Genomic DNA, 16,867 nt, shown 5'->3' on the forward strand with positions numbered 1-16,867 from the left:
TGGATGGATTAATGTTAAATTAGGACTGATCCATGCATTAAGGTGCATTTAGTTATAGTGCTCAGTCAACTAATCCCTACTCACGAAGTGACTATATTGACAGAATCGTTTTGGCTTTGGCAGTTCCTGGGCCGTCTGCACCCGCTGATGGTCCATTTTCCGGTCGGTTTACTCTGCGTAGCCCTGCTGCTTGAAGTAATTGGCTGGTCCCGCAAAACCAATGACATGCGGGCTGGTATTACCGCCCTGGTCTGGATTGGGGCCATTAGCTCCGTTTTGGCCGCCATTCTGGGTCTTATTTTAGTGAATCAGGAAGAATATGGGGGCGACACCGTAACCATTCACCAATGGGCGGGGCTGACCACCATGGTCCTGTCGCTCCTGACGGTTTTTGCCATTCGCACGAAACGGCTGGCCTTGTTCCGGAGTTTGCTGTTCCTGACGGTTTTTGGCGTCACTATCGCCGGTCATTACGGCGCCCTGCTGACGCACGGTGAGGATTACCTCAGCAGCGTCTTACCTTTTGGAAACGAAAAAGAATCGCCCGCGGCCACCAATGCGAACCTGGCCTTCATCAGCAACACCAACCAACCCCTCAACGCCAAGCAGATTGAGGATCTGAACCTGGAGGTTCGGTCCATTTTGGCGCACAATTGCTACAGTTGCCACAGCGCCACCAAAACCAAAGGTGAGTTGCGGCTCGATAAGAAAGAATTGCTGATGAAAGGGGGCGAGAACGGGCCGGTTCTGAAGGTCGGCCATCCCGAAGACAGCGACATGATTCGCCGGGTGAAACTGCCCGCCGGACACGATGATGCCATGCCAACCAAAGGCAAGCGACTCACCGACAAAGAAATTGCGGTTCTTGAATTCTGGATCAAACAGGGCGCGCCCTGGCCCAGCGGTGCCGAAAAAAGCATTTACCGCGTGGCCGCGCTGGAGCCCCGAATGCCTGCAGTTCCGGCCGCAACCGGCGACCTCACCAACCCCATCGACCGGTTTACGAACGTTTATTTCCAGCAGCATAAAATTGCCTGGAAAACCGTCGTTGACGACCGGACCTACCTGCGCCGGGTGTACCTGGACGTGGTGGGTTTGTTGCCAACACCCGAAAAAATTCAGGCGTTTACGGCCGACCCGCGCCCCAACAAGCGCGAACTGCTCGTCACCGAATTGCTGAACCAGAACGACGCCTACGCCCAGCACTGGCTCAGCTTCTGGAACGACGCCCTGCGGAACGATTATTCCGGAACGGGCTACATTACCGGGGGCCGCTTCGACATTACAAAATGGCTCTATGCGTCGCTGAAAGAGAATAAACCGTATAACCAGTTTGTACAGGAACTGATCAGCCCGACGAAAGAATCGGCCGGATTCATCAAAGGCATTAAGTGGCGCGGAACAATCAATTCGAGCCAAAGTACCGAAATGCAGGCGGCTCAGAATGTGGCGCAGGTGCTGCTGGGCTTGAACCTGAAATGCGCTTCCTGCCACGACAGTTTTATCAGCGACTGGAAACTGGCCGATGCCTACGCGTTTGCCAATGTTTTTTCGGATACAACGCTGGAAATTCACCGCTGCGACAAACCAACGGGCAAAATGGCCAAGCGGGCGATTCTCTTCAAAGAATTAGGAACAATCAACCCGGAAGCGCCCACGGCGGAGCGGCTTCGCGAACTGGCCGCGTTCATGACCCAGCCCAAAGACGGGCGGCTTTACCGGACGCTGGTCAACCGGATTTGGGCGCAGTTGATGGGCCGCGGTCTGGTCGAACCCGTCGATATGATGGACAACGACCCCTGGAGCCAGGATTTGCTGGATTGGCTGGCGGCCGACTTTGCGGCTAACGGCTACGATATCAAGCGGTTGATGATGCAGATTCTGACGTCGAAAACCTACCAGCTGCCGTCCATCAGCGTGAAAGACCCGGCTTTGCTCACGGCCCCGACCTTTGTGTTTGAAGGGATGGTCCGTCGGCGCCTGTCGGCGGAGCAGTTTGCCGATGCCGTCAGTCTAGCATTCAATCCGATTTACGGCGATTCGGCGCTGGCCGAAAAACGCCTGCCCGAAACCATCAAGCAGGAAATACCGTTTCCGCGCGCTTCGCTGGTCAAAAACGACCCGTTCCTGACGGCGTTGGGCCGTCCGAACCGCGAAACCGTCAGCACCAGCCGGGCTTCGCAGGCCAATCTGCTGCAGGCGCTGGAACTCACCAACGGGGCTAAGTTCAACGCGGCTTTGAAACGCGGTGCGGAACGCTGGAAAGCCCAGTATCCCACCTCCGACCAGCTGGTCAAACAATTGTACTGGAAGGCGCTGGGCCGCGAACCGCAACCCAAAGAACTGGCCGTTGCCGAGAAGATTGTGGGGAAAACGCCGAATATCGAAGGCATCCAGGATCTGGTCTGGGCGATCAGCCTGCATCCTGAATTTCAATTGATTAATTAACACTCTACCGACAAGCCTGCACGGTTTTGGCGACCTTGCCGGTTTTGAAACAACCGAATGAAAATGAAAACCAATTGGAACAGACGGGAATTTTTGCAACGCACCAGCGCTGCAACCCTGGCCGCAATGGCAGCCGGTGCTCCGATGGCGAGCCTTTTGTCAGGCTGTAAAACCAAAAAAATCGGTCAGACCGACGGAACGGCCGACACCGTGATTCTGCTCTGGATGGCCGGTGGTATGGCCCATACCGAAACCTTCGATCCCAAGAAATATACGCCCTACGAAAAGGATATGGAGGGCAACCGCGTCCTGAGTACGTTTAAACCCGTCCCGACGGTTCTGGACGGCATCAATTTCTCGGAAGGACTCGAATCCATCGGGAAGGTGATGGACAAAGGCGCACTCATCCGCTCGTACGTTTCGGCCGATCTGGGCCACATTCTGCACTCGCGCCACCAATACCACTGGCACACCTGCTACGAACCCCCCCAAACCGTAGCGGCTCCGCACCTGGGCTCCTGGATTGCCAAGGAACTCGGACCGAAAAACCCGGTTATTCCGGCGTTCATCGACATTGGCCAGCGGTTTACGGTGGGTGAAGCCGAAGAACTCAAGGCGTTTCATACCGCCGGTTTTCTGGGTAATGAATTCGGTCCGTTCTTTATTCCGGACCCCAGCCAGGGCCTCGAAAGCGTTCGCCCGCCGGTCGGGATGGACGCCAAACGCTTTGAGCGCCGGAATCAGTTGTACAACGACTTGATCAGCAACAGCCCGATGGGTGAGTTTGGCAGCGATTACCAGAAAGAATCGCTCAAACGCTCGATGGAACAGGCGTATATGCTGCTCAATTCGCCCGAAGCCAAGGCATTTGACCTGAGCACGGAGCCGAAGGAAAGCTACGACATCTACAATACCGGCCGCTTCGGGCTGGGCTGTTTGCTGGCCCGTCGCCTGACGGAGCAGGGCGCCCGGTTTATCAGCGTGACGACGGAATACGAACCGTTCAAAGGCTGGGACACGCACGAAAACGGTCATACGCGCCTGGTTGACATGAAAAAGATGATCGACGGACCCGTGGCGCAGCTGGTGAAAGATCTGGACAAAACCGGTCATCTGGACCGCACGATGATCATTCTGGCGAGCGAATTCAGCCGGGACATGATGGTGGAAGGCCGTCCGGGCGAGAAAGTGCAGGAGCAGGTCAACCAGCCGGATATCCTTTCTGATCTGAAGTTTTACGGCATGCACCGGCACTTTACCGACGGCAGTTCGCTGCTGATGTTTGGCGGGGGCATCAAGCGGGGATTTGTTTACGGAAAAACCGCCGACGAACGTCCCTGCAAAACCATCGAAAACCCGGTCAAGATCGACGGCATTCACCAGACCGTCTACCACGCGCTGGGGATCCCTGATGACACCCAATACGAGATCGAAAAACGTCCGTTTTACACCACACCCGACGGAAAAGGGAAGCCCGTACTGGATTTATTAGCATAACCGCCCGTTTATAATCTGATTTTTTAATCGAATAAGCAGCCTTTTTGCAAAAACCAGCAGAGTAAAGGATAGTCCACAGTATATCTTTTTCTTAATTGAACTAATTTCATAATTAATTGGGATTAATTGATACCTTTAATTCCATGTTTTCCGGATTCCCGCGTGGAGTAACCTTCATGCGAACGCGTACCCGCTATCCACTAGTGTTGTTAAAACCATACCTTTTAACCATCTCTACGTATTATGCCTTAGACCGAATCGCTTCCTGGCAACCATGATGCCGGAATCATTGTGGTTGCGGTGCGGGTATCCGCTGCGGTGCCCCAGCTATTCCTAAACCTTTACCATTTCTATTCTTATGAAAAAAAACATTACTTTATTGGGTAACCCCCAATATATTGCCAGACAGTTACTGACTCCCTGCCTGGTCCTGAGTCTATTAACCAGCACGGTTTGCGCCCATGCCGACACCCCAAAAAACGGATCGGGTAAAAATCCGGCGCTCAGCCCGGCCGTTCTGGCGGTCGATGTAACCGGCACGGTGACGGACGAAAGCGGTGCGGGCCTGCCCGGTGTAAACGTCGTGGTGAAGGGTTCTACGCAGGGCACGACCACCGACGCCGAAGGAAAATTCCGAATTTCGGTACCCGAAAACCGGGCCACGCTGGTCTTCAGCTCGGTCGGTTATCTCAGACAGGAAATTGCCGTTGGCAGCCAGACCACCATTAACATCAAACTGAGACCCGACGATCAGACGTTATCGGAAGTAGTGGTCGTGGGATACGGTAGCCAGTTGAAGAAAGAAGTAACCGGCGCGGTGCAGACCGTCACGGCGAAAGAACTGAAAGACATCCCGGTTTCGCAGGTGACCCAGAAATTGCAGGGTCGGCTGGCGGGGGTTCAGATCAACCAGGCCACCGGAAAACCGGGTCAGGGCATGTCGGTCCGGATTCGGGGTCAGTTGTCGGTTTCGGCCGGAAGCGATCCGCTGTACGTCGTCGACGGTTTTCCGATTACCGGTAGCATCGGCGCCATCAACCCGGACGAGATTGAGGATATTTCGGTTCTGAAAGACGCTTCGTCGACCTCGCTGTACGGTTCACGGGCGGCCAACGGGGTGGTGCTCATCACGACCAAACGCGGCAAAGCCGGTCAGACCAACATCAGCTTCAACGCCTTTGCGGGGGTTCAGCAGGTTCCGGAAAAAGGCCGGATCAAAATGCTGAACGCCGTTGAATTCGCGCAGTTCAAAAAGGAATTTTACGAAGATATGAACCAGGCGGTTCCGACGGAGTTCCAGAATCCGTCGCAATACGAAGGCAAGGACAACGACTGGTACGGTGCCCTGCTGCGGAAAGCGCCCATTCAAAGCTATAACCTGACCATTACGGCCAACACGGAAAAATCCAGAACGGCAATCGTCGCCGGTATTTTCAACCAGGAAGGGGTCGTTCTGAACAATAAATACCTGCGGTATTCGCTCCGGATGAACACGGATTACGACATTTCCGAAAAAATCCGGGTGGGTTTCAACATTGCTCCGCAGTACGTGTACGACAACACGCCCCGCACCGATGGTGACCGCGGAACCGGGATTCTGTTCAACGCGCTGCACACCTGGCCGGTGATGCCGATTTATGACCAAAATGGCGAACTGACCAAGTTCAACACGTTTCCGGGCAGCACCGGCAACATCTTCCAGTATCCGAACTGGGTGCGGGCGGCCGAGGAGCTGACCAATGAAACCAAGCAAACAAAGTTGCTCTCCAACGCGTATATCCAGTACAGCCCCATCAAAGGACTGAACCTCAAATCGAGCATCAACATCGAGTTCGAGAACAACAAATTCTTCTTCTTCAACCCGTCGACGGCCACCAGCTCGATCAACGTACCGATCCCGACCACGGCCGTTTCAATCCGGCAGGCGCTGGAAAACGTCGGCTGGCTGAACGAAAACACGGCCACGTATTCCCGGAGTTTTGGTGATCACAACTTTGAGCTGCTGGGCGGTTTTACGAATCAGCGCTACCGGCAGGAGTTCTCCCGGATTCAGGCCGACACCTACGCCGACGACCGGCTGCCAACCATTCAGGGCGCCATCAACATCAACCGGGGCGGTACCGTCAACGGGGTGAACGAATGGACGTTAACTTCGCTGCTGTCGCGTTTGAACTACAATTACAAAGGCAAGTACCTGTTTACAGCCGCCATCCGGCGGGACGGTTCTTCCCGCTTTGGTTCGGCCAACCGCTGGGGTACGTTCCCCTCCTTATCGGCCGGCTGGGTGATCTCGGATGAAGATTTCCTGAAAAGCACCCCGGAAGTATCGTTTGCCAAACTGCGGGCCAGCTACGGGATCATCGGTAACAACAACATCGGTAACTACACGCAATACGCCCTGGTCAACAACACGACCAATGCGGTTTTTGGCAGTACGGTGGCGACGGGTGCCGTAGTCACTTCACTGGCCAACATGAACCTGGGTTGGGAAACCACGAAACAGCTGGATTTGGGCTTGGACCTGGGGCTGTTCAATGACCGGATTCAGTTCACCTACGACTTCTACACCAAACGGACGACGAATCTGTTGTACGCCGTGCAGATTCCGCAGGAAGCCGGTTTTGGTAACTTCAACGACAACATCGGTGAAATCAAATTCTGGGGTCACGAATTTGCCCTGAACACCCGGAACACCGACGGCAAGCTGAAATGGACCACCAACGCCAACATCTCGTTCAACCGCAACCAAGTGATGGAACTGGCGCCGGGCATCGACCGGGTGTATGGTTCGTTCCACATCACGCAGGTCGGCCAGCCGTTCGGCCAGTTCTACGGACTGGTGAAAGAAGGCTACTACCAAAGTGCCGAAGAACTCAGAACCTCCCCCATTATTCCGGGTCGTTCGGCCATCGGGACCATCAAAATGCGGGATGTAAACGGCGACGGTGTCATCACGTACGGGGGCGACATGGACGACCGGACCATCATCGGAACGCCCTTCCCGAAATTCACCTACGGGATCACCAACAACCTGACGTACGGCAACTGGGATTTCTCGGTCGTGGGTTCCGGTTCGTACGGCAATCAGCTCTGGGTGCGTCACCTCTACAGCACGGCCAACCTCGACGGTGTATTCAACCTGGTCGCCGGAGTGAAAGACCGCTTCCGGGTTAAAAACGTCACCGATGCCAGCGGCAACAGCATTGCGACCACCGTGATCACCCCCGGAAAAGGAGAATTTGGCGCCACGAACAACGGCGGTAACTTCACCGGGATCGAACGCGACTGGAACAGCACGCAGTTCCTGGCCGATGCCTCGTTTTTCACGATCAAGAACATTACGCTGGGCTACAACATGGGCGCGGTTAACAAGTTCTTCAAGTCGGCCCGGATTTACGCTTCCATTCAGCAGGTGTACGTATTCACGAAATACTGGGGCGGACCGAACCCGGAAACCAGCGCGCAGGCCGATGGCGGAGGTGACGGTGGTAACCTGAGCCAGGGAGTTGATTTCTCCAACTACCCGGTTCCGCGCACCTACACGCTGGGCGTCAACCTGAACTTTTAAGCCCGGTCCGTAACAAAACTCATTTTTAGGATTCTTATTCTGATCGAGAATGAAAACAAAATACATCGCAACCTGCCTGCTGGCGCTTGCCCTGAGCGGTTGCAAAGAAGATTTCCTCACCGTAGTGCCCGAAACCGCCCTCAGTTCGGCGACCTTCTATACCAAGGAAGCGGATTTTCAGCAGGCGGTGAATGCCGCCTACGTGCCGCTCCGTCAGATGTTCAACGAGCGGGCCTGGGTGTTGGAAGAAATGCACTCCGACAATACGTATTACGCCCGGAACATTCTGTACGGCGCGGTTGATGCGACGGAAAACATCGCCGATTTTGCCGTTCCGACGGCCAACGGCGTAACGGCCAACGACAACGTGCTGGTGCAATACCGCCTGAATTATCAGATCATTGCCCGCGCCAACCAGATCATGGCCCTGATCGACGGAGTGGACTTTCCGGCGGCTTCCAAGAGCAACCTGAAGGGGCAGGCCCAGTTCCTGCGCGCCTTTGCCTACTTCGATCTGGTTCGTCTGTTTGGTAAAGTGCCCCTGCATTTAACGCCGGTAACCGGTCGCGAAGATGCGGCTTTGCCCCTGTCGTCGACCGAAGAGCTGTACGCCCAGATTGAAAAAGACGCCAAAGACGCCAGTGCCGGTTTGTTGAACAAAGCCAAGCAGGAAGCCGGTCGGGCCACCTCGGGGGCCGCCAAAACCCTGCTGGCGAACCTGTACATCACCCAGAAGAAATGGGCCCAGGCCGAAACCCTGCTGAAAGAAATCGTGGCCAACGACGGCTATATGCTAATGCCCGATTACACCAACGCTTTCTCCACGACCGCCGGCAATAAAAACAACGCCGAGTCGGTTTTTGAGGTTCAGTACATGGAAGGATCGGCGGGTTACAACGGAAATCAGATTTACCGCTTTATTCCGTCGCCGATCACCGCCGTTGAAATTGCCCCGATTACGGGCACCTCGAACGCGCAGCCCACTTCGCAGGAAAGCAACAACATTCCGACGCCGGATCTGATTGCCGCCTACGAAACCGGTGACAAACGGAAAGAGGCTTCCATCGGTTATGTAACGCTGAGCCAGGCGCTGGCGGAGAACAAAACGTATCCGTACATCAAAAAATACGCCAAAACCCACTCGCTGCACAACAACACGGGTCAGAACTGGCCGGTTTATCGGTACGCGGAAGTGTTGCTTTTCCTGGCCGAATCCCTCAACGAGCAGGGCAAAACCGCCGATGCCGCGACCTACCTGAACCAGATCCGGACGCGGGCGGGGCTGGCGGCCACCACCGCCACGACCCAGGCGACCCTGCGCGAAGCGATCTTCAAGGAACGGCGCGTTGAACTGGCTTTTGAAAACAAACGCTGGTTCGATTTAACCCGGACCGGTCGCGTGAAGGAAATCATCGGTGCGTACGGTGCCCGGGTGAAGGCCAATCCGGCGGCCTATTACTTCCCGAAAGGAGCCGTTCCGCCACCAAACGCCTTTACGGTTTTGGACGATTACTACGCCCTTCCGGCGGTTGAAGCGGCCTTGACCCCGCATTTTTAACTTATTTCTCCGAAAGCATCAACGGACAATCGGCCCGTTGATGCTTTCGGGATTTTTAGCGCAATGCGAATTTTGAACGGGAAAACACTGGAAAAATCGTTCGATTGATTTACTTGCTGAGCTTTATGGAAAACGGTGCGTTTGTCAGGTATAAAAGTAGAATCCCTTCCGATGGACACCCGCCCGGCGGCTCAGGCCCCGTTCCGGTGGGTCAGCGGTTGGGGCAGGCCGGCTGTTTACGAAGCCTTGCGGGCGATTCCGCAGCTGGCGGAACAATCAGCGGTTGTGATTGATAGAATCGGCGGAAGCGGCTGCCCCTGGTTGGAGCCCTTTCGATCCGAACGAGCGGATGAACAGAAGGAGCCGGGTGATTCCCCGGAGCAGTCCATTGAACAAGCGTCTACCGGACGGAGCCGGATTGATACCGGGGTCCATCCAACGATATTTGCAGTACTTAGTTAAACCTTTATCCAACACTTATTATGTTTTCTCGCTTCAACGCAGCCAAACTCGTGTTATCGGTTTCGGCTCTTGTTCTGGTCGGAGCATCCTGGGTCACGTTACGGTACCCGGAAACAAACCGACAGGGTGCCGAAAGTCCGAAAGTCGACAAGCTAAAATTGCTGCCCGGTTTTAAGGCAGAACATTTGTACAGTCCTTCCGAAAACAACCAGGGTTCATGGGTTTCGATGACCTTTGACGACAAAGGCCGTATGGTTTGTTCCGATCAATATGGCGGGTTGTTTCGATTGAAAATTCCCGCTATCGGGGCCGGCTCAACGAAACCCACCGTTGAAAAACTGCTCATTGGCAAGGATACCCTGGGCATGGGCTACGCTCAGGGCCTTCTGTATGCGTTCAATAGTCTGTATGTAATGGTCAATAACCGGTCGAACCCCCGTTTCCCCAAGTCCAGCGGGTTGTATCGCCTGCAGGATACCGACAACGACGATCAGTACGATAAAGTGACCCTGCTGAAGGAACTGAAAGGCGAGGGGGAGCACGGACCACACAGCATCGTGTTATCGCCCGATAAAAAATCACTTTACGTGGTGGCCGGTAACCACACCGACGTTCCCCAGATGGATGCCTACCGGCTGCCCTCCAACTGGAAAGAAGACAACCTGTTTCCGTTGATCAAAGACCCCCGCGGACACGCCAATGACCGCATGGCCCCCGGCGGCTGGGTGGCCAATACGGACCCTGAAGGCAAACGCTGGGAGCTGATCGGAGCCGGTTTCCGGAATGAATTTGATGTAGCGTTCAATGAGAACGGAGACATGTTTACCTACGATTCGGATATGGAGTGGGATTTCGGTACGCCCTGGTATCGCCCGACCCGGATTTGCCACATCACCAGTGGCTCCGAATTTGGCTGGCGCACGGGTAACAGCAAATGGTTACCCGGAAACCCCGACAACCTCCCGCCCCTGCTGAACATCGGACAAGGCTCGCCGACCAATGTTTTCTACGGAGCCAATGCCAAGTTTCCGCAGAAATACCGCCAGTCGCTGTACGCATTCGACTGGAGTTTCGGTATTATTTACTCGGTTCATCTGAAACCGAAAGGCGCTACGTATGAAGGCGAACGGGAAGAATTTATCTCGGGATCACCCCTGCCCCTGACGGATGGTTCCATCGGACCGGACGGCGCGATGTACTTCCTGGTTGGTGGCCGTCGGCTGGAATCGGATCTCTACCGGGTTTATTACGCAGGAACCGAATCCGCTTCGACCACGCCATTGACTGCCAACGTTACGCCAGAACATAAGCTCCGGACCAGTCTGGAGCAGTACCACGGCGAACCGAACCCGGCGGCTTTGGCTGCGGCATGGCCGAACCTTAGCCACCCGGATCGCTTCGTGCGGTATGCCGCCCGGATTGCCGTCGAACACCAGCCCGTCGCCCAGTGGCAGGACAAAGCCTTGAGCGAAACCAACCCGCAACGGGCCACCCAAGCCATTGTGGCCCTGGCCCGGCAGGGCAATGAGTCAGCGAAAAGCGGTGCTATCAATACCCTGACGAAAATTAATTTTACGCAGCTTTCCGAGTCGCAACAATTCGACGTACTCCGGGCTTTTGAGTTGATTTTCCTGCGCATGGGCGCACCCGCTGACGCCGACAAAGCCAAAGTAACGGCGTATCTGAACCCGCACTATCCGGCAAAAACCGCCTTGTTAAACCGGGGACTGAGCAAAGTGCTGATCTATCTGGAAGCGCCCGGCGTGATTGCCAAAACGCTGGCCTTGATGGAGAAAAAAGAGGAACCTGGCATGGCCGCCCTCGACCTGACGCCCTCAACGGCCTCTTCCGACCTGATTTTGCGCAACCCGCAATACGGTTTGGACATCGCCAAGATGCTGGAAAAAGTACCGCCTTTGCAACAGACGTACTACGCCGTGATGCTGAGCCGCGAAGAAACCGGCTGGACGCCCGAACTCCGGAACAAATATTTTACCTGGTTTGGCAACGCCTTCAAGTATCAGGGAGGACGCAGCTACGTTGGTTTTATCGACCGCGCCCGTAAACTGGCCCTGGCCCACGTTCCCAAAGACCAGTTTGATACGTACAACAAAATGTCGGGGTCCGAATTGCTCACCACTTCGGGAAATGACCTGGCAATGGGGTATGCGCCGAAAGGTCCGGGAAGACGCTGGCAGTTGACCGATGCCGTTGCGGCTGTCGGTGAAGACCTGAAAGGGCGCAACTTCGAGGAAGGCAAGAAAATTTACGGCGCGATTCTGTGCAGCCGTTGCCATTCGATTCAGGGCTCAGGAAGTGATGTAGGTCCGGACCTGACGCAACTCGGCACCCGGTTTTCAAACAAAGACATTCTGGATGCCATCATTAACCCGAACAAGGCGGTTTCGGATCAGTACGCATCGACGATTTACATCCTGAAAAACGGACAGTCGGTGGTGGGGCGCCAGCTTTCCGAAGACAAGGCCGGCTACACCATCTCGCAGAATCCGTTTGCGCCGGATCAAACCCGCAAGATTCTGAAGAAAGAGGTGGCTTCGACCAAGTATTCGTCGGAATCGGTGATGCTGCCCGGCCTGATCAACGCCCTGAATCCGGACGAACTGAAGGATCTGATGGCGTATCTGAAAGCCGGCGGAAACCCGGACAATGCCGTGTACAAAGGTGGCAGCGGGGCCGCCAAAGGCGATAAATAATTGAAAAAACCGTACTGCACGCTTTGTGTGGTACGGTTTTCTTTTTAGGACAACTTGCAGCGTTAAAATCAAAAAAAAGATGTTGAGAAAAACAGGTTTAAAAGTTCTTCCGCTTGGGTTGATGGTAGCCGCACTGTTCACCAGCGGTCTGGCAACAACGGCGGTCGCCCAGGGTAAAAAAAGCAAAAGCGACAAGGGGTTTGTATCGATTTTCAACGGCAAAAATCTGGATGGCTGGGATGCCGACGCGACCTACTGGCGGGCCGAAAACGGGGTGCTGGTGGGCGAAATCACGCCGTCAACCCTGCTCAAAACCAACAATTTCATCATCTGGAAAGGCGGACAACCGGCTGATTTCGAACTGAAAGGCGAATTCAACATTACGGAATCCGGCAACTCCGGCATCAACTACCGCAGCGAACAGCTGACCGATATTCCGTTTGCACTCCGGGGCTATCAGGCCGATATCGATGGTGCCAACCGCTACACCGGCCAGAATTACGAAGAACGCAAACGGACCACCCTGGCGTATCGGGGCCAGAAAACCACCATCAAACCGTTTACCGGCCAGAACACCCCGGAGGCCATCCGGGCCAACGTCAGCCGAAACGCCTGGAACGGCCTGTCCGTGACCGGTTCGCTGGGCAGTTCCGATTCCCTAAAGACGTTAATCAAAAACGCGGACTGGAACACTTTTCACCTCATTGTGAAAGGCAACAAATTACAGCATTACATCAACGGCGTTCTGATGAGCGAGGTGACCGACGATGACACCGTCAACGGAGCAGCCAAAGGTCTGCTGGGTGTTCAGGTGCACGTTGGCCCGCCGATGAAAGTGCAATACCGGAACCTGATGCTGAAGCAATTGTAGTCGTATCGGTTTACGGTTTTCTGTTTTCGCCGGGCCGCCGGAGCGGTGCAGTTTCACGCCGGGACTGACGCCGTTTAGGAACAGCGCATTAGCCCACCGTCAACGGAAAACCGTAAACCGTAAACCGCCCGTAGATTTGACACCCCAAAACTGGCACAACAAACTTTCCCATCCGTCCCAATGGGGCGGCATTGAAACCGCCGTTCTCGATAATGGCGCGGGCCGCGGCACCCGAATCGCCTGGATCAACACCGGAACCGGGTTGCGGTATAAAGTGGTGATCGACCGGGCCATGGACATCGCCGATGCCTTTTACAACCAGCACGGCCTGGCCTGGATCAGCCACGTCGGCATTACCTCCCCGCAGCCGTTCTCCGATCAGGGCATCGACTGGCTCCGGACGTTTACCGGCGGTTTGCTGACCACCTGCGGGCTGACGCACGTGGGCGGTCCGGAAGCCGACGACTACGGAAACCGGGGGTTGCACGGCGAAATCAGCAACCTGCCCGCCGAAATCGAATCCATCATCCAGCCCGATCCGGCCCTCGGCAAATTCGACATGAGCATTACGGGCATCATCCGGCAAACGCGGGTGTTTGGACCGAGTCTCGAACTGCGTCGCACCATTTCGGGCACGCTCGGCCAGCCCACCATCCGGATTCACGACGAGGTCATCAACCGGGCCAATACGGCGGCTCCGCACATGCTGCTGTACCATTTCAACTTCGGCTGGCCGCTGGTCGATGAGGGAACCGACCTGGTCTGGCAGGGCAGCTGGCAGCCCCGCCATCCGGATCAGGAAAACAAAATCTTCGTGGAAGGCAACGACTTCCGCAAGTGCCCGGCCCCGCGAGACGATCACAGCGGTTTTGGCGAGGAAGTCGCAATTATCGACCCCACCGCCGACGCCGACGGTCGTTGCACGGCCGGTTTATACAACGCCCGGCTCGGTTTTGCGCTGGCCCTGCGGTTTCGGAAAGACGAGTTGCCGTGGCTGACCAACTGGCAGCACTGGGGCAAAGGCGAATACGTGACGGGCATCGAACCGGGCACGCATCCGCCCATCGGCCAGGCTGCGGCCCGCGAACAAAAAACGCTGCTGTTTCTGGAACCGGGTGAAAGCCGCCACTACGAAGTAGAAATCGAAATTTTGAGTAAGGAAGAGACGATTCAGTCTTTTTTAAGAAACCAAGTGTAAGCCGCATAAAAGTGAATCCTTCATGGAAACAACCGAAAAAGTAAGTTTAGCAGAGAAAGCCCTTGAACAAGGCAACGGAATTTTACGACTGGCCCCGACCTGGGTTCCCCGGTCCTTCTGCGTTCCCGGACGCCGGATCAAGTTGCACCCGGACGATTATTATGTCCTGGGCGGTGAGCGCGGTGGCATCGACGAACGTTGGTTATCCTCCACAACGCCCGCCAAAAACGGCCCGCTGACCGGCGAGAACGAAGGCTTGAGTCAGGTTGTTTTTCAGGATGGCGAAAACGAAGTGCAATTTTTGCTCAAAGACGCCATCGACGAACTGAAAGGTGAACTGATCGGCGACCGGCTGTGGGACCAGTACGGAAGCTGGCCGATGTACTCGAAGTTTTTCGACAATATGGGGCCGCTCCCCCACCACCTGCACCACAACGACGAGCAGGCGGCTCAGATTGGGCAGTTGGGAAAACCGGAAGCCTATTATTTTCCTCCGCAACTGAACAACCACGGGGGCGATTTTCCGTACACGTTCATCGGCATTGCGCCCGGCACCAGCAAAGAAACCATCAAGGAGTGCCTGCAAAACTTCACCAAAGGCGATAACAAAATCACGAACTACTCGATGGCCTACCGGCTGGAGCCGGGAACCGGCTGGGATGTGCCGCCGGGCTTGCTCCACGCTCCGGGCAGCCTCTGTACGTACGAGCCGCAGAAAGCCTCCGACGTTTTCGCGATGTACCAGTCGCTGGTGAACGAAGCCATCATTCCGGAAGAATTGCTCTGGAACGGTACGCCCAAAGACCGCATTGGCGATTACGACCAACTGATGGAAGCCATCGACTGGGATCTGAACGTCGATCCGGAGATGATGAAAAACCGCTTCATGGCGCCCAAACCGGTGAAAGACAAGGCCGAAATGGAAGCCGAAGGCTACAGCGAGGTTTGGGTCTGCTACAAATCCGACGCCTTCAGCGCCAAGGAACTGACGGTGCAGCCCGGCCAGACGGTCACGATCAAAGACAGCGCGGCCTACGGCATCATCGTCATGCAGGGTCACGGGAAACTAGGCGTGTGGGACATCGAAACCCCGGCCTTGATTCGCTACGGCCAACTGACCAACGACGAGTTCTTCATCAGTGAAAAAGCCGCCGTCGAAGGCGTCACCATCGTCAACCCGTCGACCACCGACCCGATTGTGATGCTGAAACACTTCGGCCCGGGCAACCCGGATCTCGTTTTATAAGTTGACGGTTTACGGTTTTCAGTCTACGGTTTTCGGTCGGCTGACGCATTCATGCTTGAATCATTTATTCCTGAATATCGAATAATGAATGGCGAATGTTGAATATCGAATGTTGAAGGCTAAACGCGTCAGCCCACCGAAAACCGTAAACTGAAAACCGTAAACCGCATACCACGTCTAAAACCTTAAACCAAAAAATCATCATGAGCGCAAATACATTCCCCAAACTCCACAACGCCACCTGGCCGGGTGTTGTCGGAAAAGGTCCTGACTCTGAACCACTGATTCCGATTGATACGATGCTCGAACTGACGGCGGCTGCGGAAGTCAACGGGCAGAAATTCGACGGGGTCGATGTGGGCCTGTTCGACCCGAGCATTGATATCAACGACCCGAAAGAAGGGGCCAAAAAATTAGCCGACAAGGTGGCCGCGCACGGTTTGGTCATTGGTTCGCTGGTGGCTCCGATCTGGGGCGGCCCGATTCTGGGCAGCAAAGAAGACCGGGCGGTTTTTATTGACATGGTGCGCAAAGCCTGCCAGTACGGCCAGTTGCTGAAAGAAAGCGGCATCCGTCCGTACGGCGTGATTCGGATCGACTCGGCGAGTTCGCCCGAAACCTGGTCGAAAGATCCGGCGGGCAGCACGAAACTGATTGCCGAAACCTTCCGCGAAGCCTGCGACGTAGCCGCCGAATACGGTGAGAAACTGGCCGCCGAGGGCGAGATCTGCTGGGGCGGAATGCACAGCTGGAAAACGATGATCGATACGCTGGCCGCCGTGGACCGCCCCAACATGGGTTTCCAGGCCGATATGTCGCACACGTTGCTGTATATGCTGGGATACAACAGTCCCGAAGACCGGATTCTGCCCGCCGATTTCGATTGGAGCGACCGCGCGACGCTGGAAGAAGGTCTGAAAAAAATGACGGCGGCCCTGCGCCCCTGGACCATCGACTTCCACGTGGCCCAGAACGACGGAACCGTGCACGGAACCGGTTCGCACGACAAAACCGGTCGGCACTGCCTGGCCACCGACCCGAACGGCAAACTCGACATTACCAAAGACGCCGGCTACTGGCTGCGCGACGAAAACGGTAACCTCACCAAAGCCTTCAAACACATTTGCTGGGATGGCTGTATGTTCCCGAACGAGGTCATGCATAAACAACAGACCTGGAACGACATCCTGGCGGCCATGATCAAAGTCCGCGATCAGCACGGATGGAGTGAATAGTTGTATCCGGTTTACGGTTTTCGGTTTTCGGTAGGCTGACGTCAGCCGCCGAAAACCAGAAACCGTAAAC

The 16,867-nt window shown here is 55.4% G+C and carries 9 protein-coding genes; all 9 read left to right on the plus strand.

The features are described from left to right. Window positions 1–87 precede the first annotated feature (87 nt). The 9 genes from ACYVHX_RS02970 (at window position 88) to ACYVHX_RS03010 (ending at window position 16,797) form a co-directional block, all read left to right on the plus strand. The gene (locus ACYVHX_RS02970; RefSeq protein ID WP_460670101.1) at window positions 88–2,448 is read left to right on the plus strand and encodes a DUF1549 domain-containing protein; all 2,361 of its coding nucleotides are present in this window, start codon (window positions 88–90) and stop codon (window positions 2,446–2,448) included. Window positions 2,449–2,511: 63 nt separating this feature from the next. Next, entirely contained in the window at window positions 2,512–3,945 is a 1,434-nt protein-coding gene (locus tag ACYVHX_RS02975; protein WP_460670102.1) for a DUF1501 domain-containing protein, read from the plus strand. A 358-nt stretch (window positions 3,946–4,303) separates the two neighbouring features. Continuing rightward, window positions 4,304–7,513 carry a SusC/RagA family TonB-linked outer membrane protein gene (locus ACYVHX_RS02980; RefSeq protein WP_460670103.1) on the plus strand — a complete coding sequence of 1,070 codons (3,210 nt, stop codon included), beginning with the start codon at window positions 4,304–4,306 and terminating at the stop codon, window positions 7,511–7,513. A 49-nt stretch (window positions 7,514–7,562) separates the two neighbouring features. Then, a complete protein-coding gene (locus ACYVHX_RS02985) occupies window positions 7,563–9,071 on the plus strand; it encodes a RagB/SusD family nutrient uptake outer membrane protein (RefSeq protein WP_460670104.1) in 1,509 nt (502 codons plus the stop codon). A 482-nt stretch (window positions 9,072–9,553) separates the two neighbouring features. Continuing rightward, window positions 9,554–12,247 (plus strand): c-type cytochrome, encoded by a 2,694-nt coding sequence (locus ACYVHX_RS02990; protein WP_460670105.1) that lies wholly within the window; start codon window positions 9,554–9,556, stop codon window positions 12,245–12,247. A gap of 121 nt (window positions 12,248–12,368) precedes the next feature. After that, the gene (locus ACYVHX_RS02995) at window positions 12,369–13,118 is read left to right on the plus strand and encodes a 3-keto-disaccharide hydrolase (RefSeq protein WP_460670106.1); all 750 of its coding nucleotides are present in this window, start codon (window positions 12,369–12,371) and stop codon (window positions 13,116–13,118) included. Window positions 13,119–13,254: 136 nt separating this feature from the next. Beyond that, a complete protein-coding gene (locus ACYVHX_RS03000) occupies window positions 13,255–14,316 on the plus strand; it encodes an aldose 1-epimerase family protein (protein WP_460670107.1) in 1,062 nt (353 codons plus the stop codon). Between the two features lie 22 nt (window positions 14,317–14,338). Then, the gene (locus ACYVHX_RS03005; RefSeq protein ID WP_460670108.1) at window positions 14,339–15,562 is read left to right on the plus strand and encodes a class I mannose-6-phosphate isomerase; all 1,224 of its coding nucleotides are present in this window, start codon (window positions 14,339–14,341) and stop codon (window positions 15,560–15,562) included. Between the two features lie 203 nt (window positions 15,563–15,765). After that, entirely contained in the window at window positions 15,766–16,797 is a 1,032-nt protein-coding gene (locus ACYVHX_RS03010) for a sugar phosphate isomerase/epimerase family protein (RefSeq protein ID WP_460670109.1), read from the plus strand. The last annotated feature ends 70 nt before the right edge of the window (window positions 16,798–16,867 follow it).

It is taken from the genome of Larkinella ripae, assembly GCF_054780775.1.

Bases quoted from the DNA above. Each gene is read 5' to 3' on its own strand.
- ACYVHX_RS02975 (WP_460670102.1), top strand. From the start codon at position 2,512: ATGAAAACCAATTGGAACAGACGGGAATTTTTGCAACGCACCAGCGCT.
- ACYVHX_RS02980 (WP_460670103.1), top strand. From the start codon at position 4,304: ATGAAAAAAAACATTACTTTATTGGGTAACCCCCAATATATTGCCAGA.
- ACYVHX_RS02985 (WP_460670104.1), top strand. From the start codon at position 7,563: ATGAAAACAAAATACATCGCAACCTGCCTGCTGGCGCTTGCCCTGAGC.
- ACYVHX_RS02990 (WP_460670105.1), top strand. From the start codon at position 9,554: ATGTTTTCTCGCTTCAACGCAGCCAAACTCGTGTTATCGGTTTCGGCT.
- ACYVHX_RS02995 (WP_460670106.1), top strand. From the start codon at position 12,369: ATGGTAGCCGCACTGTTCACCAGCGGTCTGGCAACAACGGCGGTCGCC.
- ACYVHX_RS03005 (WP_460670108.1), top strand. From the start codon at position 14,339: ATGGAAACAACCGAAAAAGTAAGTTTAGCAGAGAAAGCCCTTGAACAA.
- ACYVHX_RS03010 (WP_460670109.1), top strand. From the start codon at position 15,766: ATGAGCGCAAATACATTCCCCAAACTCCACAACGCCACCTGGCCGGGT.